Raw genomic sequence first — 26615 nt, forward strand, 5'->3', positions numbered from 1 at the left:
CGGGTCAAACTTTCATCTGCCAAATTGCCCCAATTTGGGGCTTGCAAACGCCAAAATCAGGGTAAACGCCGAGCGTATCGTCGGTTTTTGACACTTCTTGTGAAGAGATGCATGCAACAACCGAGCCAGAGTAAATACGCTGCGTGCAATGTGGGGCCCGTCTCCTAGAATCCGCCCATGGACTCCCAACAATCCCGCGTGCTCGTGCAATTGCGCGACATGATCCTCAAGGGCGAATTCGGGCCCGGAGAGCGGCTGGCCGAGATCCCGCTGGCCGAGAAGCTCGAGGCTTCGCGCACGCCGGTGCGGCTGGCGCTGGCCAGCCTGGAGCACGAAGGGCTGATCGAGCAGTCGCCCAGCGGCGGCTACCAGATGCGCCGCTTCACCTCGCAGGAGGTGGCCGACGCCATCCGCGTGCGCGGCGTGATCGAAGGCTTCGCCGCGCGCCTGCTTGCCGAGGACGGCGCCTCGCGCCAGCTGCTGCGCGACCTGAAGGAATGCCTGGAAGACGGCGACCGCGCCGTGAACAAGCCCAGCATGGAGATCGACGATTACGCGGCCTACGTCGAGATGAACGACCGCTTCCACAAGCTGATCATCGAAGGCTGCGGCAACCTCGCGCTCAAGCGCGTGATGGACATGCTCGGCGGCCAGCCCTTCGCTGCCCCGAGCGCGATGCTGCCGATGCAGTCGTCGATGGAAGAGGGCCAGCAGTGGATGCGCCAGGCGCACCGCACGCACCATGCGATGGTGCAGGCCATCGAGCGCGGGCAGGGCTCGCGCGCGCAGGCGCTGGGCGAGGAGCATGTCGAGATCGCGCGCATGAACCTTGACTACGCGCTGGAGCGGCCGGAGCTGGCGGCCGAGCTGATGCCGGGCATCAAGCTGGTGGCGAAGGGCCGCGGCGGCGCCTGAATCTCCGACGCTGGCGGTGCGGCAGCTCAGCTGCTGAGCGCACGCCTCGGCGTTACCACCGCCTCCACCGCCGCGCCCACCGCCAGCAGGCGGTGATCGGTGTTGCCGATGCTGGCCACCATCAGCCCCACCGGCGCGGTGCCCGCGTCATGGCAGGGCACCGAGAGCGCGCAGCCGTCGAACAGGTTCACCACCGCGGGGTTGCGCAGCATGCGGCCGTTGATCCGGTAATAGGTGTCATCGTCCTTCAGCACTTCGGCGATCGGCGGCGCGATGTCGGGCGTGGTGGGCATCAGCATTGCGTCGTAGCTCGCGGCCACGGTGTTGATCGAGCGGATGAACTGCCGGCGCAGCGCCTGCAGCTGCAGGTAGTCGGGCGCGGTGATGGTCTCGCCGGTCCTGATGCGGGCCAGCACGCGCGGGTCGTACTTGGTGGCGGCGGCCTTGATGAGCTCGCGGTGCCAGGTGAAGGCTTCGGCGGCGGTGATCATCCCGCGCGGGTTGATGGTCGGCGCCTTCGCGAACTCGGCCATCGGCAGCTCGGTGATCGTCGCGCCCGCGGCGGAGAGCTTGGCCAGCGCCGAGGCGAAGGCCGCAGCCACGGGCGGCGAGAGTTCGTCGAGGAAGAAGGTCCTGGGCACCGCGAAGCGCAGGCCGCGCATCGGCAGCACGCGCAGCGGGCGCGGCAGCTCGGCGGCGAGCACGGAATCGAGCAGGGCGCAGTCTTCCACCGTCCACGCCATCGGACCGGCCGAGTCGAAGGAGGTCGACAGCGGCAGCACGCCGTCCAGCGGAACGCGCCGCTGCGTCGGCTTGAAGCCCACCAGGCCGTTGAGGGCGGCCGGAATGCGCAGCGAGCCACCGGTGTCGGTACCGATGGCGCCGGCTGCCATGCCATCGGTCAGCGAGATCGCGCCGCCGGAGGTCGAGCCGCCGGGGATGCGGCCGGTCGCGCGGTCGTAGGCGTTCTTCGGCGTGCCGTAGTGCGGGTTGATGCCCAGGCCTGTGTATGCGAACTCGACCGTGTTGGAACGCCCGATGACGATCGCGCCCGCGCGCCGCAGCCGCTCGACCACGATGGCGTCGCGCGCGGCCGGCGGCTGGCCGGCCAGCACCACCGAGCCGCCGAGCGTGGTGACGCCGGCCTCGTCGAACAGGTCCTTCAGCGAGATGGGGATGCCGGCGATGGGCGAGGCGGCGGGGCGGCCGCCCTTGCGTTCGGCGTCGAGCCGCGCGGCGGCGGCGCGTGCCGAATCGGCGTGCACGCGGATGAAGGTGCGGGCGCCTTCGCCGGCGGGGTTCTGGATGGCGGCCAGCGCTTCTTCCACGAGCTGGCCGCTGCTGAGGCTGCCGGCGGCGAGGCGGCGCGACATCTCGGCGATCGAGAGCTGCCCCATGGCCCTGCCTCCGGTCGCCTCGGCCGGCTTCTGGGCGAAAGCCCGCGGCCAGAAGGAGGACAGCCCGGCGGTCGCGGCTGCGCCGGCGGCCTGCTGCAGGAAGTGGCGACGTCGTTGTTGTTGCTGCTGCGTCATGGCACGCTCCCCCATCCGGTCGGATGGAATCGGGCCAGTCTACACAGCCATGGCGGCGAACGCGTTGCCGGCCGTTACCGCTGCTGGTGCCGGGCGCCGGGCACTTCGATCAGCAGCTGGGGCTTGTAGCCTTCCTGTTCGCCGTTGCGCGCGTAGCCCAGGGGGTTGGCAACCACGCGGCAGCCGTTCTTCACGTAGTCGGACGGGCAGTGCAGGTGGCCGTGCAGCCAGAGCTGTGCATGGGGCAGCAGCTCGTCGAGCGCGTTGCAAAAACCTGCGGTGCCGGGTGTCAATCCGTAGCGCGGATCTCCGCTTTCGAGGCTGGGCGCGAAGTGGGTGATGGCGACCGTGGTCCCGTCGAATGGCTCGGCCAGCGCCTGCTTGAGCCAGTCCTGGCAAGCCAGCCCCTGGTCGCGCAGCTGTGCGGCGAGGAACAGCTCGCCGTTACGCATGGTGGCTGCTTTTTCAAGATAGAAATCGGCCGCGCGCATGGCCTTGCCGCGCTTCTTGAGTGCTTCGGCGAGGCTGTCTGTCGGCTCGGCGAGCGCGTCGAAATCGGCCCAGAGCGTGGTGCCGACGAAGCGGACGCCTTCGATCACGCGGGTTTCGCGCTCCAGCCAGATGATGTCGAGCTCGTCGCAGAGGGCGCGCAGGCGCTGGTGGGTCTCGTCGAAGTCGACGTTGTCGTATTCATGGTTGCCCGGCACGTAGATCACCGGCACCGGCCAGCCCTTGCGGGGGGAGAAGCGGCCCAGGCCGAAGTCGGTGTCGGTCAGGCGGGAGCCCTGCTGGTAGGAGCCGATGTCGCCCGCCAGGATCAGCATGTCGGCGCCGGGCAGGGGCTCGGCTCGGAAGCGGGGATGGGACTCCAGGTGCAGGTCGGACAGCAGTTGCAGCTTCATCGTCGAGCCAGTCTAGGTGAATTGCCCCATGCGTGACACGCATAAGGTTTGGCTTGATCTTTTAGGGTTAACCCTTATTCTTGGAGCATCAACCACTCCAGCGCAGCCACGAGCCGCGCACCATCATGTTCAGCCTCATCGCCCAAGTGGCCCGTTTCTTCCGTTCTTCCAGCGCTAATGCCCCGGCCAGCCACGCCGCCGCGCTGATGGAAAGCGCCGACATGCGCGCCGGCCGCGGAGCCCATCACGCCCAGGAGCTGCGCGCCGCAGCCAGCGCCTGGCTCAGCGTCGTCCGCTGATCCACATATAGATAGCGCAACAGGTCAGTCGGGCACCTTCTGTCCGAGGACCGAGCCGGCGAAAGCCGCGGCTGCCGAGCGCAACAGCGCATTTCGCAGCCATTCGTGAGAATGCCCGTGCTGGGCGCGCCGATGCCAGATCGCATCCACGTGTACCGGCGGCTGGTCGAAGGGCAGGTCGCGCAGTACCAGCTGGTCGTCGATGCCGGTCACGGTCACGAAGTGGCGGGGCAGCACGGTCAGCAGATCCGAATTGGCGACCACCCTGCCTGCGGTGAAGAACTGGTTCACCGTCACCACGATGCGTCGCTCGCGGCCCATGGCGCCCAGCGTCTGGTCGATGAAGCCATAGGGCCGGCCCGAGAAGCTCACCAGCAGGTGGCGGGCGGCACAGTAGTCGTCCAGCGTGAGGGGCGCATCCGCCAGCGGATGGCCCCGCCGCATCACGCATACATATTGGCCCAGGTAGAGCCGCTGGGTCTCGAACGGAACCCCTACCCCCGACTGCCCCCGCGCCGCGAGGCTCGCGATCACCGCCGGGAAGTAGCCGACCGCCATGTCGACCTCTTCCTGTTCCAGCATGCGGCGCGGATCGCGCGTGGTCAGCGGCAGCACGCGCAGGGAAATGGCCGGAGCTTCCTTTTCGGCGATCTGGACCAGGCCCGGGATGAGCTCCGCCGCGGTGGCATCGGCCATCGCCAAGAGGAACGTCGTGTCGGCCGTGCCGGCATCGAATTCGCCGGGGGCCAGCGTGTGCTGCAACTGGCGCAGGGCGTCCCGCACGGTCGGCCAGAGGGCGAGCGCGCGAGGGGTGGGCTCGACGCCTGCGCCGGAGCGACGCACCAGCTCGTCGCCCAGGACTTCGCGCAGGCGTCGCAGCGCATTGCTTACCGCCGGCTGGGTGATCGACAGGTTGCGAGCGGCTCGCGTGAGGTTGCGTTCGGCCATCACCTCGTCGAAGACGCGGAGCAGGTTGAGGTCGAGCGTGCGAAAGTTGACGTCCATCAGTCTTGTGAATGATAAACATCAGAAAGATAAAGTGGATAAACACTGGGGTAATCCCTAATATCACCCCATCGGCCTTGTTCGCCACCACTGATTACCAATGTCCCAGGAGGGATGCATCATGACCAGCTTCGTTCACGTTGACCAACCTACCGTCCACCCCGGCGTCCGTCGCGCCGAAGTCCTGTTCGGCCAGATCCAGGCCGCACGTGCAGGTGCCAATGGCGCCCGCCCGCTGATCGCCCTGTTGATCGTCGCCATCGCGGCGGCCGTCCTTGTGGTGACCGAGTCGCTCGTTTCCAACTGGAACGACGGCGGCCTGCTTGCTGCCTGGACGGTGTTCTGCATTGCAGCCATCGCCTTGTTCGCGCTGTTCGCCGGCTCGGTCCGCCAGAGCAGCCTCGCCGCCGCGTGGCGCGCAGCTGCCGAACGCCGTGCCGCAGCGCGTGCCGACGCCCGCTTCCTCGCCACCGCTCAAAGCGACCCGCGCGTGATGCAGGAACTGCAGGCCGCCATGTGGCGCCAGCAATCGGAAGGCACCGTGCCCGCAGCCGAAGCCGCCAAGATCGATGCACTGGCCCGCATGAGCGCCCGCTCGCAGGAAGTGCGCATGCCCACGCTGTACGAAGCGATGCGCCGCATGAACAGCTCGCGCTACTACTAAGCAGCAGCGATTCGCCAATGAAGAAAGCCGCCTTCGGGCGGCTTTCTTCATTTATGAGGGGAGGCGCACAGCCGCTGCGCAAAAAGTACGAAAGAGTAGACAGAGTCTCAAAATCTGTCATATACTCGTGGGCTTCGCTGCTGAATGCCTCCTGGTGTTCGGGTCTTGCAGGTTCTTAGGGGCTGGTTGGACGGGGCGAAGAAAAGTCTTCGAAAAGTTGACGCGGTTTGAAAAAACAGTGCATAATCGAAGGCTTCGCTGAAACGAACTGCTTCAGCGACTTGCGATGAAAGTTGCGGGTTGCGAGAGAAGTTGGTGGATGCGAAAAGCCAAAATAGTTTGGTTGATTTGAAAAAATCGTGCTAGACTACAAGGCTCCGCTGAAATGACTTCGGCGGCTGACAATGAGAGTTGTGAGCTGCGAATAACGAAGAAATGGAAAGCGAAAAAAGTTTGGCGATTCTTTAAAAATCGTGCTAGACTACAAGGCTTCGCTGATCGCAGCAAGCAAACGAAGTAAGCGACAAGTTGCTTCGGTGATCGTTAAAAAATTACAGCCGATAAGCGTGGGCGTTTGAAGGTAATTGCACAAGTTCTTCGGAACAAGTCGCAAGACTTAAAACGCTCATGAGAATAGAAGTGAAGTTCACTTCAATTCCGTTTTTGTGAGTTTTGCTCCATCGCGAGATGGGGCGCAAAATCAAGATCGAACTATAGAGTTTGATCCTGGCTCAGATTGAACGCTGGCGGCATGCCTTACACATGCAAGTCGAACGGCAGCGCGGGAGCAATCCTGGCGGCGAGTGGCGAACGGGTGAGTAATACATCGGAACGTGCCCAATCGTGGGGGATAACGCAGCGAAAGCTGTGCTAATACCGCATACGATCTACGGATGAAAGCAGGGGATCGCAAGACCTTGCGCGAATGGAGCGGCCGATGGCAGATTAGGTAGTTGGTGAGGTAAAGGCTCACCAAGCCTTCGATCTGTAGCTGGTCTGAGAGGACGACCAGCCACACTGGGACTGAGACACGGCCCAGACTCCTACGGGAGGCAGCAGTGGGGAATTTTGGACAATGGGCGCAAGCCTGATCCAGCCATGCCGCGTGCAGGATGAAGGCCTTCGGGTTGTAAACTGCTTTTGTACGGAACGAAACGGCTCTTTCTAATAAAGAGGGCTAATGACGGTACCGTAAGAATAAGCACCGGCTAACTACGTGCCAGCAGCCGCGGTAATACGTAGGGTGCAAGCGTTAATCGGAATTACTGGGCGTAAAGCGTGCGCAGGCGGTGATGTAAGACAGTTGTGAAATCCCCGGGCTCAACCTGGGAACTGCATCTGTGACTGCATTGCTGGAGTACGGCAGAGGGGGATGGAATTCCGCGTGTAGCAGTGAAATGCGTAGATATGCGGAGGAACACCGATGGCGAAGGCAATCCCCTGGGCCTGTACTGACGCTCATGCACGAAAGCGTGGGGAGCAAACAGGATTAGATACCCTGGTAGTCCACGCCCTAAACGATGTCAACTGGTTGTTGGGTCTTCACTGACTCAGTAACGAAGCTAACGCGTGAAGTTGACCGCCTGGGGAGTACGGCCGCAAGGTTGAAACTCAAAGGAATTGACGGGGACCCGCACAAGCGGTGGATGATGTGGTTTAATTCGATGCAACGCGAAAAACCTTACCCACCTTTGACATGTACGGAATTTGCCAGAGATGGCTTAGTGCTCGAAAGAGAGCCGTAACACAGGTGCTGCATGGCTGTCGTCAGCTCGTGTCGTGAGATGTTGGGTTAAGTCCCGCAACGAGCGCAACCCTTGTCATTAGTTGCTACATTCAGTTGGGCACTCTAATGAGACTGCCGGTGACAAACCGGAGGAAGGTGGGGATGACGTCAAGTCCTCATGGCCCTTATAGGTGGGGCTACACACGTCATACAATGGCTGGTACAAAGGGTTGCCAACCCGCGAGGGGGAGCTAATCCCATAAAACCAGTCGTAGTCCGGATCGCAGTCTGCAACTCGACTGCGTGAAGTCGGAATCGCTAGTAATCGTGGATCAGAATGTCACGGTGAATACGTTCCCGGGTCTTGTACACACCGCCCGTCACACCATGGGAGCGGGTTCTGCCAGAAGTAGTTAGCTTAACCGCAAGGAGGGCGATTACCACGGCAGGGTTCGTGACTGGGGTGAAGTCGTAACAAGGTAGCCGTATCGGAAGGTGCGGCTGGATCACCTCCTTTCTGGAAACAGGCAATTTAATTTAAACGCCCACACTTATCGGTTGTTGGAAGAAGTCGAGATCGTCAAGGTCATCGATATGGGTCTGTAGCTCAGCTGGTTAGAGCACCGTCTTGATAAGGCGGGGGTCGTTGGTTCGAGCCCAACTAGACCCACCAAATCTTCTGATATCTCGTGTGAGAGTTGAGGGGGATTAGCTCAGCTGGGAGAGCACCTGCTTTGCAAGCAGGGGGTCGTCGGTTCGATCCCGTCATCCTCCACCAACAACTCGATGCTTACTCAACACCAAAGCGGCTTCCTGCGAAAGCATGAGGCTTCTTTGTTGTTGATCAGGATCTCTTGATCAATCGGCTGTTCTTTAAAAATTCATAGAGTCGAATCAGCGCTGCTGATGGAAACCGCACATTCGTAAAGGTTTAGTGCGGACCGTGCCATCAGCAGCAAGAATTTTTGATTGCGTCAAAAGAAACTTCAATTTCGAATCAAATCGATTTTTGAAGACGGCATAACGCGTCAGGTGAAAGACCTGGCAATTCCTTGATTGACTTTGGTTTCCGTGAGGAAACGTCAAAGTTATAGGGTCAAGTGAATAAGAGCACGTGGTGGATGCCTTGGCAATGATAGGCGACGAAGGACGTGATAGCCTGCGATAAGCTTCGGGGAGCTGGCAAATTAGCTTTGATCCGGAGATTTCCGAATGGGGAAACCCACCGAAAGGTATCGTTATCTGAATACATAGGGTAACGAGGCGAACCGGGTGAACTGAAACATCTCAGTAGCTCGAGGAAAAGACATCAACCGAGATTCCGAAAGTAGTGGCGAGCGAAATCGGAGAAGCCTGTTAGTGATAGCACAAGACATAACGGAACAGCTTGGAAAGGCTGGCCATAGCGGGTGATAGCCCCGTACGTGAAATGACCTGTGTGGTACTGAGCTAACGACAAGTAGGGCGGGACACGAGAAATCCTGTCTGAATATGGGGGGACCATCCTCCAAGGCTAAATACTCATCATTGACCGATAGTGAACTAGTACCGTGAGGGAAAGGCGAAAAGAACCCCGGGAGGGGAGTGAAATAGATCCTGAAACCGCGTGCTTACAAAAAGTAGGAGCCCGCAAGGGTGACTGCGTACCTTTTGTATAATGGGTCAGCGACTTACATTCAGTGGCAAGGTTAACCGAATAGGGAAGCCGTAGAGAAATCGAGTCCGAATAGGGCGATCAGTCGCTGGGTGTAGACCCGAAACCAAGTGATCTATCCATGGCCAGGATGAAGGTGCCGTAACAGGTACTGGAGGTCCGAACCGACTAGTGTTGCAAAACTAGCGGATGAGCTGTGGATAGGGGTGAAAGGCTAAACAAACTTGGAAATAGCTGGTTCTCTCCGAAAACTATTTAGGTAGTGCCTCAAGTATTACCTTCGGGGGTAGAGCACTGTTTTGGCTAGGGGGTCATGGCGACTTACCAAACCAAGGCAAACTCCGAATACCGAAGAGTACAGCTTGGGAGACAGAGCACCGGGTGCTAACGTCCGGACTCAAGAGGGAAACAACCCAGACCGCCAGCTAAGGTCCCTAAAATTGGCTAAGTGGGAAACGAAGTGGGAAGGCTAAAACAGTCAGGATGTTGGCTTAGAAGCAGCCATCATTTAAAGAAAGCGTAATAGCTCACTGATCGAGTCGTCCTGCGCGGAAGATGTAACGGGGCTAAGCCAGTTACCGAAGCTGCGGATTTGCAATTTATTGCAAGTGGTAGGAGAGCGTTCTGTAAGCCTGTGAAGGTGCGTTGTAAAGCGTGCTGGAGGTATCAGAAGTGCGAATGCTGACATGAGTAGCGTTAAAGGGGGTGAAAAGCCCCCTCGCCGTAAGCGCAAGGTTTTCTACGCAACGTTCATCGGCGTAGAGTGAGTCGGCCCCTAAGGCGAGGCAGAGATGCGTAGCTGATGGGAAACAGGTCAATATTCCTGTACCGATTGTTAGTGCGATGTGGGGACGGATCTTAATAGGTCATCCGGGTGTTGGATATCCCGGTTTAGATGGATGTAGGCGTGCATTAGGCAAATCCGGTGCACATATACCGAGGCCATCGATCGAGCCAGCTTGCTGGTGAAGTGATTGAACGAGGTTCCAGGAAAAGCCACTAAGCTTCAGCTAACAACGACCGTACCGCAAACCGACACTGGTGCGCGAGATGAGTATTCTAAGGCGCTTGAGAGAACTCAGGAGAAGGAACTCGGCAAATTGACACCGTAACTTCGGAAGAAGGTGTGCCCTATTAGTGTGAAGTGAACAACGGAGCATGAACGGGTTGCAAAAAATCGGTGGCTGCGACTGTTTATTAAAAACACAGCACTCTGCAAACACGAAAGTGGACGTATAGGGTGTGACGCCTGCCCGGTGCTGGAAGATTAAATGATGGGGTGCAAGCTCTTGATTGAAGTCCCAGTAAACGGCGGCCGTAACTATAACGGTCCTAAGGTAGCGAAATTCCTTGTCGGGTAAGTTCCGACCTGCACGAATGGCGTAACGATGGCCACACTGTCTCCTCCTGAGACTCAGCGAAGTTGAAATGTTTGTGATGATGCAATCTCCCCGCGGAAAGACGGAAAGACCCCATGAACCTTTACTGTAGCTTTGTATTGGACTTTGAACAGATCTGTGTAGGATAGGTGGGAGGCTTTGAAGCAGGGTCGCTAGATCTTGTGGAGCCAACGTTGAAATACCACCCTGGTGTGTTTGAGGTTCTAACCTAGGTCCATTATCTGGATCGGGGACAGTGCATGGTAGGCAGTTTGACTGGGGCGGTCTCCTCCCAAAGCGTAACGGAGGAGTTCGAAGGTACGCTAGTTACGGTCGGACATCGTGACGATAGTGCAATGGCATAAGCGTGCTTAACTGCGAGACTGACAAGTCGAGCAGATGCGAAAGCAGGACATAGTGATCCGGTGGTTCTGTATGGAAGGGCCATCGCTCAACGGATAAAAGGTACTCTGGGGATAACAGGCTGATACCGCCCAAGAGTTCATATCGACGGCGGTGTTTGGCACCTCGATGTCGGCTCATCTCATCCTGGGGCTGTAGCCGGTCCCAAGGGTATGGCTGTTCGCCATTTAAAGAGGTACGTGAGCTGGGTTTAAAACGTCGTGAGACAGTTTGGTCCCTATCTTCCGTGGGCGCTGCAGATTTGAGGAAGCCTGCTCCTAGTACGAGAGGACCGGAGTGGACACACCTCTGGTGTATCGGTTGTCACGCCAGTGGCATTGCCGAGTAGCTAAGTGTGGAAGAGATAACCGCTGAAAGCATCTAAGCGGGAAACTCGTTTCAAGATGAGATCTGCCGGGGCCTTGAGCCCCCTGAAGAGTCGTTCAAGACCAGGACGTTGATAGGTCAGGTGTGGAAGCGCAGTAATGCGTTAAGCTAACTGATACTAATTGCTCGTGCGGCTTGACCCTATAACTTTGATCAGTCAGATCAAGGTGTTATGCCAAGTTGACGCATTCAAAACAATTCGCCAAAACTGATTCCAAACTCTATGAATTCGTCTGATTGATCATGTGATCAACCAGACAACCCTTTATGCCTGATGACCATAGCGAGTTGGTCCCACTCCTTCCCATCCCGAACAGGACAGTGAAACGACTCAGCGCCGATGATAGTGCGGGTTCCCGTGTGAAAGTAGGTCATCGTCAGGCTCTTACAGCCCCAGAAACCCCCGGTCCATCGCGATCGGGGGTTTTTGCTTTGCACAGCACAAACAAGAAAAAACGCCAGGAGACGGCCTAAAACAGGCTACACAGTGACTACGAGAGCTGAATTACTCGCGGCGCTAACTGCCCAACCCCGCAGCCAGCCGACTTGGTAGCCTATGCCGCTCTGCTGAGAAGTGCGCACAAATAAAAAAGCCCGATGGATTTCCATCGGGCCTTTGCTTTTTTGGAAGCAGCTTGCTATCAAGCAGCCAAGCGCTGCTCAATCGCAGCCTTCGTCTCCGGAAGCTCCTTAGGGAGATGATGCTCAAGCTGCTTGAACAGCTCCGCATGCAGCTTCAACTCGGCTTGCCATGCGGCTTTGTCGATACTCGTCACAGTAGCGAATTGCTCCGCGCTGAAATTCAAGCCAGTCCAGTTCAGATCCTCATAGCGCGGACTCACACCAGTGATGTGATCCACGCCTTCGGTCTTGTTACCTTCGACACGATCGATCATCCACTTCAGCACACGCATGTTCTCGCCATAGCCTGGCCAGACGAACTTGCCATCAGCTCCCTTGCGGAACCAGTTGGTCGTGTAGATCTTCGGCAACTTCGCGCCAGCAGCTTCCAGCTTCTTGCCCAGATCGAGCCAATGCTGGAAGTAGTCGCTCATGTTGTAGCCCATGAACGGCAGCATCGCGAACGGGTCGCGGCGCACCACGCCTTGCTGGCCGGCTGCGGCGGCGGTGGTCTCCGAACCCATGGTCGCTGCCATGTAGACACCCTCGACCCAGTTGCGTGCCTCGGTCACCAGCGGCACGGTGGTCGACCGGCGGCCACCGAAGATGAACGCGTCGATCGCCACACCCTTCGGATCGTCCCAGGCATCGTCCAGCGCGGGGTTGTTCGTCGCGGCCACGGTGAAACGCGAGTTCGGGTGCGCAGCCTTGGCGCCGGTTTCCTTGGCGATCTGCGGGGTCCAGTCCTTGCCTTGCCAGTCGGTGAGATGCCCGGGCAGCGTCTTGGTGTCCTGCTCCATGCCTTCCCACCACACGTCGCCATCATCGGTGAGTGCCACATTCGTGAAGATCACGTCGTGGTGCAGGCTGTCCATGCAGTTCGGATTGGTCAGCATGTTGGTGCCGGGCGCCACGCCGAAATATCCAGCCTCCGGGTTGATCGCATAGAGGCGACCGTCCTTGCCGGGCTTGATCCAGGCGATGTCGTCGCCGATGGTCGTAACCTTCCAGCCTTCGAAGCCCGCAGGCGGCACCAGCATCGAGAAATTCGTCTTGCCGCAGGCGCTGGGGAAAGCCGCCGCCACGTGGTATTTCTTGCCCTCGGGACTCGTCACGCCGAGGATGAGCATGTGCTCGGCCAGCCAGCCTTCATCGCGGCCCATGTTGGAGGCGATGCGCAGCGCGAAACACTTCTTGCCCAGCAGCGCGTTGCCGCCGTAGCCCGAGCCGTAGCTCCAGATCTCGCGCGTCTCGGGATAGTGAACGATGTACTTGGTCTTGTTGCACGGCCAGGACACGTCCTTCTGGCCAGGCTCGAGCGGTGCACCCACGGTATGCACGCAGGGCACGAACTCGCCGTCGGCGCCCAGCACGTCGTAAACGGCCTTGCCCATGCGGGTCATGATGCGCATGTTGACCGCCACGTAGGGCGAGTCGGAGAGCTCGATGCCGATGTGCGCGATCGGCGAACCCAGAGGGCCCATGCTGAACGGCACGACGTACATCGTGCGGCCCTTCATGCAGCCGTCGAACAGCGGCTGCAGGGTCGCGCGCATCTCGGCGGGAGCCATCCAGTTGTTGGTGGGGCCGGCGTTTTCCTTCTGCTCGGAGCAGATGTAGGTGCGGTCTTCCACGCGCGCGACGTCGCTCGGGTCGGACACCGCGAGGAAGGAATTGGGCCGCTTGGCGGGGTTGAGCTTCTTGAAGGTGCCGGCGTCGACCAGTTGCTGGCACAGGCGGTCGTACTCTTCCTTGCTTCCGTCGCACCAGTGGATGGCTTCGGGTTTGCACAGCGCGGCCATGTCGGCCACCCAGGCAATCAGTTTCGCGTTCTTGACGTATGAGGGCGCCTGAATGGTGAGGCCCTTCATCGTGGGTGCGTTCATCGGAAAATCTCCTAAGTTGAAAAATCGTCTTTCCGAACGGGACGCCGCGCCAGCTCAGGCACGGAGGTCCGTTTGAGAAAACGTTTCGCTTCGGGAGATTGCGTCAGCGCGGGCCGCACCGCCCGCGGACAAAGGCGCTAACGCCTGTCAGCGTCAGGCCATGTAGACGGCGATGGATGCCAGCAGCAGCATCAGCACGCCGCCAGCCAGCGGAAGCACCAGCGGCATCAGGTGAACGACCGACTCGACAGCGTCATGTTCGACGGCCGCGCTGTGGCTCGGCTCGACGGGAGTGGGATTGGACATCGGGAAATTCCTCGAATACGCAATTGACAAACTGATGGCATTTTACCGGCGGGCCGTCCGGAGCCGTTCTAGGGGGATGCGAGCCCCCAAACAGCGCCTTGCGGGCTTGATCTTGCAGCTCAATGCTGCTCTTCGGCCTCGAAGCCGGCGTCCTTCAGCGCGGACAGCACGCTGGCCAGGTGGGCTCGTCCGCGGGTCTGCAGGACCAGCTCGACATCGACGTTCTGTGCCGCCAGCATGGTGAAGGCGCGTTGGTGATGAACCTCGTCGACGTTAGCGCCCGCTTCGGCCACAGTGGCCGTGATGTGGGCCAGCGAACCCGGCACGTCGCGTGCGCTCACCCGGATGCGCGCCAGCCGCCCCGCCCGAACCATGCCGCGCTCGATGATGGCCGCCAGCAGCAGCGGATCGATGTTGCCACCCGACAGCACCAGTCCCACGCGCTTGCCCCGGAAGCGCTCGGGGTGCCGTATCAGCGCCGCCAGCCCGGCGGCACCCGCACCCTCGACCAGGGTCTTTTCGATCTCCAGCAGCATCAGCACGCCCTGCTCGATATCGCCTTCATCCACCAGCAGCAGGTCGTCGACCTTGCTCGCGATGATCTGCTGCGTCAGCACACCGGGTGTGCCGACCGCGATGCCTTCGGCGATGGTGCTCGAGCCCTGCGCATGGTGGGTACCCTTGATGGCGTTGACCATCGCCGGAAAGCGCGTGGTCTGCACGCCGACGATCTCGATGTCCGGCTTGCGTTCGCGCGCGGCCACTGCCATGCCCGCGATCAGCCCGCCGCCGCCGACCGACACCACCAGCGCGTCGAGATCGGGAACGGCGTCGAGCATCTCCAGCGCCACGGTGCCCTGGCCGGCGATGATCGCCTCGTCGTCGTAGGGATGCACGAAGGTCAGCCCCTCGCGCTGCGCAAGCTCGAAAGCATGGGTGCGCGCCGCTTCCAGCGTGTCGCCGTGCAACACCACCTCGGCGCCGAAGCCGCGCGTGCGTTCGATCTTCACGCCGGGCGTGAAGCGCGGCATCACGATCAGCGCCCGAAGCCCGAGGCGTTGCGCGTGATAGGCCACACCCTGCGCATGGTTGCCGGCAGACATGGCGATCACTCCGCGTGTACCGTTCTCGGAAAGATCCACCAGCTTGTTGCATGCCCCCCGCTCCTTGAACGAGGATGTGAACTGCAGGTTCTCGAATTTCAGGAACACCTGAGCGCCGACGATTTCCGAAAGGGTGCGCGACTCCACGCACGGCGTGTTGAGCACCTGCCCCTGGAGCCGCGCCGCGGCGCGTTCGATTTCCTGGATTCCGACCATGGCGCGCATTGTGGCTGGAATCGCACCCATCAGGGTTTTTCCCGTTTCACGGTCTTCCCGAAGCCAAAAGTCTGCGTTATGGTCTCTCCGAAATTGTCCTCGTTGGAGGTTGCCTGATGGTCAAGCGTGCGGGTGTCGATGTCGTGGCTGCTGCGGTACGCGGGCAGGCATTGCCGTCGCCCGGACTCAAGGAGGCACCGGTGCTCGAGCTCATGTGCTCGCACTTCGTGCTCACGCTCGCAGCCAAGCAGGGGCCGCGCTTCAACGTGCGGCGCGATATCAACGGGCTGCTCTCGCTCACCGGGCGGCATCTCGTGTGGCCTGCCGCGGTACTGCAGCGGCTGCGCGAATTCCTCGGCCGACGCTGTGCCGGCAACGAAGCCTGGAAGGGCGTCGAAGATTTCGACGGCCGCACGCTGCTGGAGCGTCACGGCGTGTGGCGCGGCCCGTACGAGGAAGGCACGCTCTTCTTCTATCTCGACGAATACGCGAAGGACCAGCCCAAGGACCTGCTTTCGGTGCTGGCCGTCACGCGCGACTGGCTCACGCACGCGCTGCGCAAGCAATCGACGCTTGTCGAGAAGAACATCGACGCGCTCGCGGGCCTGCTGCAGCTCAACAAGGCCGAGCGTGCGCTGCTGCTGTACGGCACGCTCGCACGCTACCAGCGTGACCTGCGCTCGCTGCTGGTCGAGTTCAAGGTCAACAACGCGCCCGAGGCCTATGCCGCCATCGCCGACATCGCCGGTGTGAACGCGAGCGACGTGGGCGAGGCACTGCGCGCCGGTTCGCGGCTCGAGCGCATCGGGCTCGTCGAGAACCTCATCTCCGAGCACAACATCACCGACCTCGCCGACCTCATGAAGGTTAGCGAGAAGCTGCCGCCGGTGCTCATGCGCGAGTACCGCGACCACAACGAGCTGATGGCCGTTTTCACCCGTCCCTCGGCCAAGAGCGCACTCACGCCGCAGGACTTCTCCTTCGTGCAGGAAGACGCGCAGATGCTCGTCACGCTGCTGCGTGCCGCCGTCGCGCGCAAGGAGCCGGGCGTCAATGTGCTGCTCTACGGCCCGCCAGGCACCGGAAAGACCGAGCTCGCGAAGGTCGTGGCGCAGGCCGCCGGGCTCGAGCTCTTCGAAGTCGAGTACGCCGACCGCGACGGCAACTCGCTCAGCGGCCGCGACCGCTACCGCTCTCTGCAGATCGCGCAGGTGTTCCTCAAGGGCAGCGCACAGGCGGCGCTGCTGTTCGACGAGGTCGAGGACGTGTTCCCGCCCATCAGCACCGAGGCCGCGCAGTTCATGGCGCGCGCCGAGCAGATTCCCGCACCCACCAGCGGCAGCGTGAGCGGCAAGGCCTGGGTCAACCAGATCCTGGAGGCCAACCCGGTGCCCACGCTGTGGGTCACCAACCGCATCGAGCAGATCGACCCGGCCTTCCGCCGGCGCTTCGCCTATCACCTCGAGCTCAAGTCGCCGCCGCCCGGCGCGCGCGAGCAGCTCGTGAAGAAGACGCTCGAAGGCGTGGTCGTGTCCGAAGCCTTCACCGCCAAGCTCGCGGAGCGCAAGGGCCTCACGCCCGCGCAGATCCGTACGGCGGTGCGCTTCGCCGGACTGGCCGGCGCCGAAGGCGCCTCGATGGAAGCGCTCATCGAACGCCAGCTGCGCAACGCCGACCTCGCCCTCGGCACCGCCGATGCCTCGCGTGGCGACCGCCGCAGCGTCACTACCTACGACCTCGACATGCTCAATGTCGAGACCCGCTTCGAGATCCCGCGCATCGTCGAGGCGCTGAAGGCGCGCGGCCACGGCACGCTCTGCTTCTACGGCGCGCCCGGCACCGGCAAGACGGCGCTGGCCGAGCACATCGCCCGTTCGATCGGACGCCCGCTCATCGTCAAGCAGGCCAGCGACCTCATGAGCAAGTACGTCGGCGAGACCGAGCAGAACATGGCCGCCATGTTCCGCGAGGCCGAGGCCGAGAAGGCGGTGCTGCTGCTCGACGAGGCCGACAGCTTCCTGCAGGACCGGCGCGGTGCGCAGCGCACCTACGAGGTCACCGAGGTCAACGAGATGCTGCAGGGCATGGAGCGCTTCAACGGCGTCTTCGTCTGCACCACCAACCTGCTCGACCGGCTCGACCAGGCGGCGCTGCGGCGCTTCACCTTCAAGATCAAGTTCATGCCGCTCACCGCGGCGCAGCGCGAGCGCATGTTCGTCACCGAGGCGCTCGCGGGCGACGCCGAGCTCATGACGGCCGCCATGCGTTCGCGCCTCGCAGCGCTGGGGCAGCTGTGCCCGGGCGATTTCGCGGCGGTGAAAAGGCAGACCGATATCCTGGCCACGGAGTTCTCCGCGAGCGAGTTCCTGGACCAGCTCGAAGCCGAGCACCGCATCAAGCCCGAAGTGCGCGAATCGCGCGGCATGGGCTTCGTGCAGTAGCTCAGGCTCCAGCGGCAAGCCGAAGGCGCGGGCGGCCGTCGCCGCGCAGAACGAAAACATCCGCCCGCCATCGCGGGCACGAGGAGGAGCGCATGGTGGGATCTCGCAAGGTCGACGACGCGCGGCGGCTGCCGCTTCCAGGTGCATGGGCTGCCGCCGGCGCGGCGCTCGCTGCCGCGTTCCTTCTGGCGGGCTGCGGTGGCGGCGGAGGAGGGGGCGGCGGCGGCGGCTTGCCGATCGGCCTGATCCCCGGCGCCACGACACCACCGGCAACAACTCCCCCGAGCAGCGGCGACGGCATCGTTGCCTCGGCCACCGTCGCGGGACTGTGCGCATCGCCGCGCAGCGGCATCAACCCGGACACCAATGCGGCCTACCCCGACCGCGGCGGCACGCTCGACAATGAAAAAAGCTGGGTGCGCGGCTGGATCGACGAAACCTACCTCTGGTACGGCGAAGTGCCCACCACCCTCAAGGCCGCAGACTACGCCACGCCCATCACCTGGTTCAACGTGCTCAAGACGACGGCCACCACGCCCTCGGGCCGCGCCAAGGACCGCTTCCACTTCACCTACGACACCGAGGCGTACCGCCAGCTCACGCAGGGCGGCGTCTCCGCCGGCTACGGCATGGAGACGGCCGCGATACGCAGCTCGCCGCCGCGCGACATCCGCATCGCCTTCGTCGAGCCGAACTCGCCCGCCACCAATGCTGGCCTGCTGCGCGGCGCGAAGATCCTCACCATCGACGGCATCAACGTCGTCAGCAGCACTGGCACGGCCAACGTCAATGCGATCAACGGGGCGCTTTCGCCCAAGGCCATCGGCGAATCGCACACCTTCACCTTCGAGGTGAACGGCGTCGCGCAGTCGCCGGTGCAGCTGACGGCCGCGAAGATCACCAGCACGCCGGTGCAGAACGTGCAGGTCATCGACACCGGCAGCGGCCGCGTGGGCTATCTGCTGTTCAACGACCACATCACCACGTCCGAGACCCAGCTCATCAATGCGGTGAACACCTTCAAGCAGGGCGCCGGCATCCAGGACCTGGTGCTCGACATGCGCTACAACGGCGGCGGCCAGTTGCTCATCGCCAGCCGGCTGGCCTACATGATCGCGTCGCCGTCGGTGACAGCCGGCAAGACCTTCGAGCAACTGGTCTTCAACGACAAGAACCCGTTCCACCTCACGGTCGCGCAGACGCTCACGCCCTTCACGGCCACCAGCCGCAGCGGCCAGGCGCTGCCCACGCTGGGCCTTTCGCGCGTGACCGTGCTCACCGGTCCCGACACCTGCTCGGCGAGCGAGTCGGTCGTCAACAGCCTGCGTGGCGTGGGTGTCACCGTCAACCTCGTCGGCGGCACCACCTGCGGCAAGCCCTATGGCTTCTATCCGCAGGACAACTGCGGCACCACCTACTTCGCGATCCAGTTCAAGGGGGTGAACCAGAAGGGCGAGGGCGACTACGGCGACGGCATGGCGCCCAATGCCGGCTGTGTCGTGGCTGACGACTTCAATCACCAGCTCGGCGACAAGGCCGAGGCGCGGCTCGCTGCCGCGCTCGCGCTGCGCAGCTCGGGCTCCTGTTCGGTCTCTGCCAAGACGACCGTGCAGGGCCTGGAGAAGGCGACCGAGCCTGAAGCGGAGCAGCCCTATCTGCGAGGCCGCTCGCCGCTGCGTGAGAACCGCCTGGTCGGCGTGCCCGATCCGGCCTGAGACACCGCGCCGCCCGAGCAGTTCTGAGCGCTGCCAGAGCCTCCTTCAGCTCGCGGAAAACCCCTAGCGCTGGCGCTTGCCACCCCCGTCGCTCGCGCCGTAGAGTGAGTGAAACGTTTGCGCAAAGCTTTGCGCAAACGTTTGTATCTCGGAGCGGCAGGACTTGCCCCACCTGAGAACCAACTTCCTAGTACCAGGAGAGACACGATGCGCAAATGGATCGGGGCGATGTTGATCGCCGTCATCACGACGTTGGCAGGCTGCGGAGGCGGCGGGAACGGAGGCTCGGGCATCGGCCTCGGTCCGGGCTGGGGCGCTGGGGGCGGTGGTGGATCGGGCGGCGGCAGCGCCGGTCCGCAGAAGATCATCATCGACAGCGACTACAACACCATGAGCGACGACGGCCAGCTCGGCGTGATGGCCGCGCAGCTGCAGGCCGAGGGCAAGGTGCGGGTCATGGGCATCAGCGTGGTCTCGGGCAACCAGTGGCTCAAGCAGGGCGTGGCCGACGCGCTGATGTCGGTGGAGCGCCTGGGCGTGGGCGACCGCATCGGCATCTACTCGGGCGCGAACTACGCGCTGAACCACACCTTTGCCGACGTCGAGGCCGAGATGGCCGCCGGTGCCGGCGGCGACGGCTACCTCGGCGCCTGGGGCGGCCCCGAGCCCAAGACCGATGCCGACCTCAAGCCCTCGCCCGACGGCTTCGCGAAGCACACGGTGGTGCAGCGCAAGACGGCTGTCGACTTCATCGTCGACACCGTGAAGGCCAACCCCGGCGAGATCACCATCCTGGCCATCGGCCCGCTCACCAACATCGCGCTCGCGGTGAAGCAGAACCCCGAGATCGTGCCGCTCATCAAGAAGATCATCTACATGGGCGGCGCCATCGACGTGCCCGGCAACACCACCAAGGCCGCCGAGTTCAACTGGTGGTTCGACCCCGATGCGGCGCAGTTCGTGGTGCGGCTGCCCATTCCGCAGGTGGTGGTGCCGCTGGATGTGACCGACACCGTGTTCCTCACCAAGCCCATCTACGACCGCATCGCGCACCCGGCCAAGCCCACGGCCGTGACCGACGTGTTCCAGAAGCTCAACGGCTACGGCTTCGACGGCAAGAACGGCTTCGAGACCAACCCGAACTACACGCAGAACATCTGGGACACGCTCACGCTGGCCTACCTGATCGACCCGAGCTACGCCACGCAGACGGTGGACCGCTACGTCGACGTCATCGCCAAGCCGGGCGCGGCGGACAACGGCCGCTCCATCGGCTATTCCTCGCAGCCCGCGGGGCCGATGCTGCAGAAGATGACGGTGGTGAAGAAGTTCGACAACGCGCGCTTCTTCGAGCTCTACGTCGACCTGCTCACGCGGCCCGTGCCGGTCGTGCTGCCCTTGACGTCGAACTGAGCGGCGTCATAAGCCGCGCTTATCCAAACGCAACCGGGAGACCCGTTCCCGGCAGGCGCCGTCCTTCGGATACTCGCCCACGTCCGCTTTTCCGCGGACGCACAACGATTCCGACAGAGACGCCGCCGCCGTGCCTTCCGCCCCCACCACCGTCATCACTGCCATCGACGGCCACGCCCACGTGTTCGCGCGCGGCCTGCCGCTGGCCACGGCGCGCCGGCATGCGCCCGACTACGACGCGACGCTGGCCGACTACCTCGCGCTGCTCGACGCGCACGGCGTCTCGCACGGCGTGCTGGTGCAGCCCAGCTTCCTCGGCACCGACAACGGCTTCCTGATCGACGCGCTGCGCGCGGCCCCCGCCCGCCTGCGCGGCGTCGCGGTGGTCGATCCGCTGGTGGACGACGCCACTCTGCAGGCCATGGCCGAGTCCGGCGTCGTCGGCATCCGCCTCAATATCGTGGGCATGCCGCTGCCCGATCTCGCCCGGCCCGATTGGCAACGGCTCTTCACCCGCGTGAATGCGCTGGGCTGGCATGTGGAGCTGCATCGCGAATCGCGCGACCTCGCGCTGGCCGCGCAGCCTGTGCTCGATGCTGGATGCGCGCTGGTCGTCGACCATTTCGGCCGTCCCGCATCGGCGCCCGCCGACGATGAAGGCTTCGCCTGGCTGCTCGGCGCCGCGGACTGCGGGCGCATCTGGGTCAAGCTCTCGGCCGCCTACCGCAACTGGCCCGCGTCCACCGATGCCTGCGCGCATGACGCCGCGCAGGCGCTGCTGAAAGCCTTCGGCCCCGAGCGGCTGATGTGGGGCAGCGACTGGCCCCACACCCAGCACCGCGAGATCGCCGACTACACAACCGCCCACGCGGCGCTCGCCGGCTGGGTGCCCGACGCCGCCGCGCGCTGCCGCGTCCTCGTCGACACGCCGGCGCGGCTTTTCAGATTCAAGACAGGAGACAGCATCCATGACCAATGACGACTTCCCGCGCGCACGACTGCGGCATGCCATCCCCCGTGCCCTCGCGGGCGCGGTCCTGCTGCTGGCCGGGCTCACTTCCGCATATGCCCAGGCGTGGCCGTCCAAGCCCGTGCGGCTGGTCGTGAGCTATCCGCCGGGCGGTACGGTCGACGCAGTGGCGCGCATCGTGGCGCCCAGGCTTTCGGCGAAGCTGGGCCAGCCGGTGGTGATCGACAACCGCGGCGGCGCGGGCGGCGCCATCGGCGGCGACCTCGTGGCCAAGAGCGCGCCCGACGGCTACACCGTGCTGCTCGACGCCTCCAACCACGCGCAGAACCCGGCGCTGCGCAAGATGCCCTTCGACACGCTGCGCGAACTGGCGCCGGTGTCGCTGCTGGTGAAGGTGCCCAACGTGCTGGTGGTGAACCCGTCGGCGCCTATCAAGAGCGTTGCCGACCTGATCGTGCAGGCCAAGGCGAAGCCGGGCGGCATCAACTACGCATCGTCGGGCAACGGTTCGGCGCAGCATCTGGCGGGTGAGCTGTTCGCATCGATGGCGGGCGTGCAGATGACGCACGTGGCGTACAAGGGCGGCGGCCCGGCGCTCACCGACGTGATGTCGGGGCATGTGCCGGTGTTCTTCGCCAGCCTGGCTTCGAGCATGCCCTTCATCAAGGACGGCAAGCTGCGCCCGCTGGCCGTGACCGGCAAGGCGCATGCGCCCGCGCTGCCGCAGCTGCCCACCGTGGCCGAGGCCGGACTGCCCGGCTACGAGGTCTACGAATGGAATGCGGTGTTCGTGCCGGCCGGCACGCCCGCGCCGGTGGCGGAGCGCCTGTCGAAGGAATTCGCCGCTGCGCTCAAGGACCCGGAAGTGCGCAGCCGGCTCGAAGCGCTGGGTGCCGAGGTGATCGGCTCCAGCCCCGCCGAACTCGACAGCTTCCGCCGCGCCGAGATCGCCAAGTGGACCAAGCTCGCGAAGGACAACAAGATCCAGCTCGATTGAGGCCGCAGCCTCAGCCGCGCAGCATGGTCGCGAACGCGTCGGCGAAGGTGGGCCGCGAGCGCGCCAGCCACAGCGCCGACAGCTCGAAGGCCGGCAGCCCCGCGCCGTCGCGCACCTCGGCGTAGCGCACGCCTTCGTGCCGCAGCGCGCGCACCGAGCGCGGCAGCAGCGACCAGCCCAGCCCGGCCGCCACGCAGGCCAGCACCGTCAGCGTGCGATTGGCGTCCTGCACCACCCGCGTCTCGTGGCCGGCGCGGCGCAGCGCGCCCAGCAGCTGTGCGCGCAGGGCGGGAATCTGCTGCTCCGGGAACCACACCAGGCCGTGCCGCGCGACATCGGCGAGCGACACGCAGCCGTCCGCATCCAGGGGCCATGCGGCGGGCAGCGCGGCGATCAGCGGCTCCTCGCCCAGCCGCAGCTCGTGCACCCGGGCCGTGACCGACACCGGCGGATGCAGCAGCGCGATGTCGATGCGCCCGCCCTCCAGCGCCGCCACCTGCTCGGCGTTGCTCATCTCGCGCAGCACCACGTCGAGTTGCGGATGCTCGGCGCGCAGCCGGCGCAGCGCATTCGGCAGCACCTCGTACACCGCATGCGTGACGAAGCCGATCGTGAGCCGTCCCGCGCGTCCTGCCCCCATCGCCCGGGCACGCTCGGTGGCGGCGTCGCCATAGGCCAGGCTGGCGCGCAGGTCGTCGATGACGGCCTGCCCCGCATCGGTGAGCGCGGCGCCGCGGCGCGTGCGCGTGAAGAGCGGCGTGCCGAGTTCCTTCTCGAGCCGGTTCAGCGTCTGCGTGAGCGCCGGCTGCGCCAGGCCGAGCCGCTCGGCCGCCTTGGTGAGGCTGCCCGCCTCGGCGATCGCGACGACGCAGCGCATCTGGCGGGTGTCCACGGCGGCGCCCCTGTTCTCTTCTTTCAGGCCGTCAGAAGGCTTCGCAGACGCGCAGCACCTCGCTGCCGTAGGCCTCGAGCTTCTTGGTGCCGATGCCGCTGATGCCCTGCAGGTCCTCCAGCGAGGCGGGCGCGCGCTCGGCGATGGCCGCCAGCGTGGCGTCGTGGAAGATCACGTAGGCCGGCAGGTTGTGCTCCTTCGCGACCTCGGCGCGCCAGGCCTTGAGCGCGTCGAAGCGCTTGCGGCCCGTCTCGTCGAGCTTGGCGGCAGCCGGCGGCGGCGCGCCTTTGGCGGCCTTCTCGCGCCGGGGCTTGCGCTCGGCGGGCGACGACACCGATTCGCGCAGCGTCACCGGCGTCTCGCCCCTGAGCACGGCGCGCGAACCCTCGGTGAGCTTCAGCGTGTTGAAGGCCTCCGCGTCCACCGCCAGCGCGCCGGTGGCGATCAGCTGGCGCAGCACGCCGCGCAGCGCCACCTCGCTGAACTCGGCGCCGATGCCGAAGGTGCTGATGCGCTCGTGTCCGAACTGCTTGACCTTCTCGGTCGTCTTGCCGCGCAGGATGTCCATGATGTGCCCGGCGCCGAAGCTGATGCCGCTCAACTGCTGCACGCGGTAGATGGTGCTCAGCAGCTTGCGCGCGGCATCGGTGCCGTCCCACACCTGCGGCGGGTTCAGGCAGTTGTCGCAGTTGCCGCAGGGCGTGCTCTTCTCGCCGAAGTAGCCCAGGAGGCGCACGCGCCGGCAGTCGCTGGCCTCGGCCAGCGAGAGCAGGGCGTCGAGCTTGCCGCGCATCACCTGCTTGAATTCCTCGCCGGCGGGGCTCTCGTCGATCATGCGGCGCTGGTTGACCACGTCCTGCAGGCCGTAGGCCATCCAGGCGTCGGCGGGGCCGCCGTCGCGGCCGGCGCGGCCGGTTTCCTGGTAGTAGCCCTCGATGTTCTTGGGCATGTCGAGATGGCCGACGAAGCGCACGTCGGGCTTGTCGATGCCCATGCCGAAGGCGATGGTGGCGACCATCACGATGCCTTCCTCGCGCAGGAAGCGGTCCTGGTGCTGCTGGCGCACCGCGGCGTCGAGGCCCGCGTGGTAGGGCAGGGCGTTGATGCCCGCGTCGCGCAATTGCACCGCCACGTCTTCCACCCGTTTGCGCGACTGGCAATAGACCACGCCCGCGTCGCCCTCGTGCTCGCGCTCGATGAAGCGCAGCAGCTGCGTGGTGGCGTCCTTCTTCTCGACGATGGTGTAGCGGATGTTGGGCCGGTCGAAGCTGGAGACGAACTGGCGCGCGTCCTCCAGCTGCAGCCGCTCGACGATGTCGGCCCGCGTGAGCGCGTCGGCCGTGGCGGTGAGCGCGATGCGCGGCACGCCCGCGTAGCGCTCGTGCAGCACGGTGAGCGCGCGGTACTCGGGGCGGAAGTCGTGGCCCCACTGGCTCACGCAATGCGCCTCGTCGATGGCGAAGAGCGACAGCTTGCCGCGCTCCTTCAGCGAATCGAGTTGCGACAGGAAGCGCGGCGTGTTCACGCGCTCGGGCGCCGCGTACAGCAGCGTGATCTCGCCGCGCAGCATGCGGCGCTCGACATCCTGCGTCTCTTCCCAGTCGAGCGTGGAGTTGAGGAAGGCCGCGCTCACGCCGGCCTCGTGCAGCGCGCCCACCTGGTCGTGCATCAGCGCGATCAGCGGCGACACCACGATCGCCACGCCCTTGCCCGCGCGCTGCCGGGCGATCGCCGGGATCTGGTAGCACAGCGACTTGCCGCCGCCCGTGGGCATCAGCACCAGCGCGTCGCCGCCGGCCACCACGTGGTCGACGATGTCCTGCTGGGCCCCCCGGAACTGCGCATAGCCGAAGACCTCGTGGAGGATGTCGGAGGGGGCGCTGCTGCCGGAGATGTCGATGGGTTGGGGGGCGAGAGAGGACACGGGCGGCGGGCGGGGGGAGGTCGGAAGGGAGGGGAAAGAGGGCGGCCGTCGATTGTCCCCCAGCGCCACAGATATGACTGTGGCACGAGGTTTGCAATGGTTGCTGCCGTCCTGCGTCCCTCCTGTCTAGACAGCAAAAAGGTGCATTTCCCAAGCAAATGCACCAGAAATGGTCTTTCGGGTTATCCTGTATATACAAGTTGGGGCGCCTGGCAACAATGCGAGGCGTGCGTTACCCGGCCATCGGGCCCGCCGCCGAGCCTTTTCCCAAAGAACAGACCCAGGAGTACCCATGGTCAAGACGGTAGTTGTGAAGTTCGCCTCGCTGGTTGCAGCGGGCGCATGTGCGGCAGGCATGGCCGGAACGGCCGCCGCCCAGGATCTGACGAAGATCTCGCTCGGCATGTCCGGCTGGACTGGCTTCGCGCCGCTCTCGCTGGCGGACAAGGCCGGCATCTTCAAGAAGAACGGCCTGGACGTCGAACTCAAGATGATCCCGCAGAAGGACCGCCACCTCGCGCTGGCCTCCGGCGCCATCCAGTGCGCGGCCACCACGGTCGAGACGCACGTGGCCTGGAACGCCAACGGCGTGCCGATCGTGCAGATCTTCCAGATGGACAAGTCCTACGGCGCCGACGGCCTCGCGGTGCGCGGCGACGTCAGCAAGTTCTCCGACCTCAAGGGCAAGACCATCGGCGTCGACGCCCCCGGCACCGCGCCCTACTTCGGCCTGGCCTGGATGCTCAGCAAGAACGGCATGTCGCTGAAGGACGTGAAGACCACCACGCTGTCGCCGCAGGCCTCGGCCCAGGCCTTCGTGGCCGGCCAGAACGACGCAGCCATGACCTACGAGCCCTACCTCTCGACGGTGCGCGCCAACCCCGCCGCCGGCAAGATCCTGGCCACCACGCTCGACTACCCGATGGTGATGGACACGGTCGGCTGCGCCCCCACCTGGCTCAAGGCCAACGCCAAGGCCGCCGCCGCGCTCACCAAGTCGTACTTCGACGCGCTGGACATGATCAAGGCCGAGCCCGAGAAGTCCAACGAGCTCATGGGCTCCGCCGTCAAGCAGAGCGGCGAGCAGTTCGCCAAGTCGTCGGCCTTCCTGCGCTGGCAGGACAAGGCGGCCAACCAGAAGTTCTTCGCGGGCGAACTCACCAGCTTCATGAAGGAGGCCACGCCCATCCTTCTGGAAGCCGGCGTGATCCGCAAGGCGCCGGAAGATCTCTCGGCCACCTTCGATGCAAGCTTCGTCAAGTAAGG

At 63.9% G+C, this 26615-nt stretch carries 17 protein-coding genes, 2 tRNA genes and 3 rRNA genes; 14 read left to right on the forward strand and 8 right to left on the reverse strand.

All coding sequences use genetic code 11. The features are described 5' to 3' along the window. Positions 1–177 precede the first annotated feature (177 nt). On the forward strand, positions 178–915 hold the full coding sequence (locus tag ABL844_RS01090; protein ID WP_126020480.1) for a GntR family transcriptional regulator: 738 nt from the start codon (positions 178–180) through the stop codon (positions 913–915). 26 nt (positions 916–941) lie between these two features. On the opposite strand, the gene ABL844_RS01095 is transcribed toward ABL844_RS01090, so the two are convergent. Beyond that, positions 942–2447 (reverse strand): amidase, encoded by a 1506-nt coding sequence (locus ABL844_RS01095; RefSeq protein ID WP_418130235.1) that lies wholly within the window; start codon positions 2445–2447, stop codon positions 942–944. 74 nt (positions 2448–2521) lie between these two features. Continuing rightward, a complete protein-coding gene (locus ABL844_RS01100; protein ID WP_418130236.1) occupies positions 2522–3349 on the reverse strand; it encodes a metallophosphoesterase in 828 nt (275 codons plus the stop codon). Positions 3350–3474: 125 nt separating this feature from the next. Between ABL844_RS01100 and ABL844_RS01105 the strand changes: the two genes are divergently transcribed. Then, positions 3475–3648: a hypothetical protein gene (locus tag ABL844_RS01105; protein ID WP_165909565.1), complete on the forward strand. Its 174-nt coding sequence runs from the start codon at positions 3475–3477 to the stop codon at positions 3646–3648. Positions 3649–3672: 24 nt separating this feature from the next. Here the strand turns inward: ABL844_RS01105 and ABL844_RS01110 are convergent, their stop codons facing one another. Next, a complete protein-coding gene (locus tag ABL844_RS01110; protein WP_184638823.1) occupies positions 3673–4653 on the reverse strand; it encodes a LysR family transcriptional regulator in 981 nt (326 codons plus the stop codon). Positions 4654–4774: 121 nt separating this feature from the next. On the opposite strand from ABL844_RS01110, the gene ABL844_RS01115 reads away from it, so the two are divergent. From ABL844_RS01115 to rrf, 6 genes are all read left to right on the forward strand, one after another. Further along, on the forward strand, positions 4775–5317 hold the full coding sequence (locus ABL844_RS01115; protein WP_126020473.1) for a hypothetical protein: 543 nt from the start codon (positions 4775–4777) through the stop codon (positions 5315–5317). A 708-nt stretch (positions 5318–6025) separates the two neighbouring features. Then, positions 6026–7560: ribosomal RNA gene (locus ABL844_RS01120) — 16S ribosomal RNA — on the forward strand. A gap of 79 nt (positions 7561–7639) precedes the next feature. Next, positions 7640–7716, forward strand: a tRNA-Ile gene (locus ABL844_RS01125). A 29-nt stretch (positions 7717–7745) separates the two neighbouring features. After that, positions 7746–7821 (forward strand) — tRNA-Ala (locus ABL844_RS01130). Positions 7822–8137: 316 nt separating this feature from the next. Beyond that, positions 8138–11008, forward strand: a 23S ribosomal RNA gene (locus ABL844_RS01135). Between the two features lie 127 nt (positions 11009–11135). Then, positions 11136–11248, forward strand: a 5S ribosomal RNA gene (gene rrf, locus ABL844_RS01140). The 16S, 23S and 5S rRNA genes sit together here with 2 tRNA genes alongside, the layout of an rRNA operon. Before the next feature lie 258 nt (positions 11249–11506). On the opposite strand, the gene ABL844_RS01145 is transcribed toward rrf, so the two are convergent. The 3 genes from ABL844_RS01145 to ABL844_RS01155 form a co-directional block, all read right to left on the reverse strand. Next, a complete protein-coding gene (locus ABL844_RS01145) occupies positions 11507–13372 on the reverse strand; it encodes a phosphoenolpyruvate carboxykinase (GTP) (protein ID WP_126022535.1) in 1866 nt (621 codons plus the stop codon). Between the two features lie 153 nt (positions 13373–13525). Next, positions 13526–13678 (reverse strand): hypothetical protein, encoded by a 153-nt coding sequence (locus tag ABL844_RS01150; protein WP_165909630.1) that lies wholly within the window; start codon positions 13676–13678, stop codon positions 13526–13528. Positions 13679–13797: 119 nt separating this feature from the next. Then, on the reverse strand, positions 13798–14997 hold the full coding sequence (locus ABL844_RS01155) for a threonine ammonia-lyase (RefSeq protein WP_418130237.1): 1200 nt from the start codon (positions 14995–14997) through the stop codon (positions 13798–13800). A gap of 116 nt (positions 14998–15113) precedes the next feature. Between ABL844_RS01155 and ABL844_RS01160 the strand changes: the two genes are divergently transcribed. From ABL844_RS01160 to ABL844_RS01180, 5 genes are all read left to right on the forward strand, one after another. Next, positions 15114–17438, forward strand: a complete 2325-nt coding sequence (locus tag ABL844_RS01160) for an ATP-binding protein (protein ID WP_418130238.1) — start codon at positions 15114–15116, stop codon at positions 17436–17438. Positions 17439–17530: 92 nt separating this feature from the next. Next, positions 17531–19153 carry a S41 family peptidase gene (locus ABL844_RS01165; protein WP_418130239.1) on the forward strand — a complete coding sequence of 541 codons (1623 nt, stop codon included), beginning with the start codon at positions 17531–17533 and terminating at the stop codon, positions 19151–19153. Between the two features lie 207 nt (positions 19154–19360). After that, a complete protein-coding gene (locus ABL844_RS01170; RefSeq protein WP_418130240.1) occupies positions 19361–20566 on the forward strand; it encodes a nucleoside hydrolase in 1206 nt (401 codons plus the stop codon). A gap of 130 nt (positions 20567–20696) precedes the next feature. Further along, complete coding sequence (locus ABL844_RS01175; RefSeq protein WP_418130241.1) at positions 20697–21545, forward strand: amidohydrolase family protein; 849 nt, start codon at positions 20697–20699, stop codon at positions 21543–21545. Then, positions 21535–22533 (forward strand): tripartite tricarboxylate transporter substrate binding protein, encoded by a 999-nt coding sequence (locus tag ABL844_RS01180; protein WP_418130242.1) that lies wholly within the window; start codon positions 21535–21537, stop codon positions 22531–22533. Before ABL844_RS01175 ends, ABL844_RS01180 begins: the two co-directional genes overlap by 11 nt. 10 nt (positions 22534–22543) lie before the next feature. On the opposite strand, the gene ABL844_RS01185 is transcribed toward ABL844_RS01180, so the two are convergent. Next, positions 22544–23425 (reverse strand): LysR family transcriptional regulator, encoded by an 882-nt coding sequence (locus tag ABL844_RS01185; RefSeq protein WP_418130243.1) that lies wholly within the window; start codon positions 23423–23425, stop codon positions 22544–22546. Positions 23426–23456: 31 nt separating this feature from the next. Further along, complete coding sequence (gene recQ, locus ABL844_RS01190) at positions 23457–25349, reverse strand: DNA helicase RecQ (protein WP_418123721.1); 1893 nt, start codon at positions 25347–25349, stop codon at positions 23457–23459. Positions 25350–25641: 292 nt separating this feature from the next. Between recQ and ABL844_RS01195 the strand changes: the two genes are divergently transcribed. Beyond that, positions 25642–26613, forward strand: coding sequence for an ABC transporter substrate-binding protein (locus ABL844_RS01195; protein WP_126022527.1), 972 nt, complete (start codon positions 25642–25644; stop codon positions 26611–26613). Positions 26614–26615: the final 2 nt, after the last annotated feature.

Source organism: Variovorax sp. 278MFTsu5.1 (assembly GCF_048305045.1).
GTDB classification, from domain to species: domain Bacteria; phylum Pseudomonadota; class Gammaproteobacteria; order Burkholderiales; family Burkholderiaceae_C; genus Variovorax; species Variovorax guangxiensis.

What these genes read in the sequence shown, in the direction of transcription:
- ABL844_RS01090 (WP_126020480.1), top strand. Translation starts at nt 178, where the DNA reads ATGGACTCCCAACAATCCCGCGTGCTCGTGCAATTGCGCGACATGATC.
- ABL844_RS01095 (WP_418130235.1), bottom strand. Translation starts at nt 2,447, where the DNA reads ATGACGCAGCAGCAACAACAACGACGTCGCCACTTCCTGCAGCAGGCC.
- ABL844_RS01100 (WP_418130236.1), bottom strand. Translation starts at nt 3,349, where the DNA reads ATGAAGCTGCAACTGCTGTCCGACCTGCACCTGGAGTCCCATCCCCGC.
- ABL844_RS01105 (WP_165909565.1), top strand. Translation starts at nt 3,475, where the DNA reads ATGTTCAGCCTCATCGCCCAAGTGGCCCGTTTCTTCCGTTCTTCCAGC.
- ABL844_RS01110 (WP_184638823.1), bottom strand. Translation starts at nt 4,653, where the DNA reads ATGGACGTCAACTTTCGCACGCTCGACCTCAACCTGCTCCGCGTCTTC.
- ABL844_RS01115 (WP_126020473.1), top strand. Translation starts at nt 4,775, where the DNA reads ATGACCAGCTTCGTTCACGTTGACCAACCTACCGTCCACCCCGGCGTC.
- ABL844_RS01145 (WP_126022535.1), bottom strand. Translation starts at nt 13,372, where the DNA reads ATGAACGCACCCACGATGAAGGGCCTCACCATTCAGGCGCCCTCATAC.
- ABL844_RS01150 (WP_165909630.1), bottom strand. Translation starts at nt 13,678, where the DNA reads ATGTCCAATCCCACTCCCGTCGAGCCGAGCCACAGCGCGGCCGTCGAA.
- ABL844_RS01155 (WP_418130237.1), bottom strand. Translation starts at nt 14,997, where the DNA reads ATGGTCGGAATCCAGGAAATCGAACGCGCCGCGGCGCGGCTCCAGGGG.
- ABL844_RS01160 (WP_418130238.1), top strand. Translation starts at nt 15,114, where the DNA reads ATGGTCAAGCGTGCGGGTGTCGATGTCGTGGCTGCTGCGGTACGCGGG.
- ABL844_RS01165 (WP_418130239.1), top strand. Translation starts at nt 17,531, where the DNA reads ATGGTGGGATCTCGCAAGGTCGACGACGCGCGGCGGCTGCCGCTTCCA.
- ABL844_RS01170 (WP_418130240.1), top strand. Translation starts at nt 19,361, where the DNA reads ATGCGCAAATGGATCGGGGCGATGTTGATCGCCGTCATCACGACGTTG.
- ABL844_RS01180 (WP_418130242.1), top strand. Translation starts at nt 21,535, where the DNA reads ATGACCAATGACGACTTCCCGCGCGCACGACTGCGGCATGCCATCCCC.
- ABL844_RS01195 (WP_126022527.1), top strand. Translation starts at nt 25,642, where the DNA reads ATGGTCAAGACGGTAGTTGTGAAGTTCGCCTCGCTGGTTGCAGCGGGC.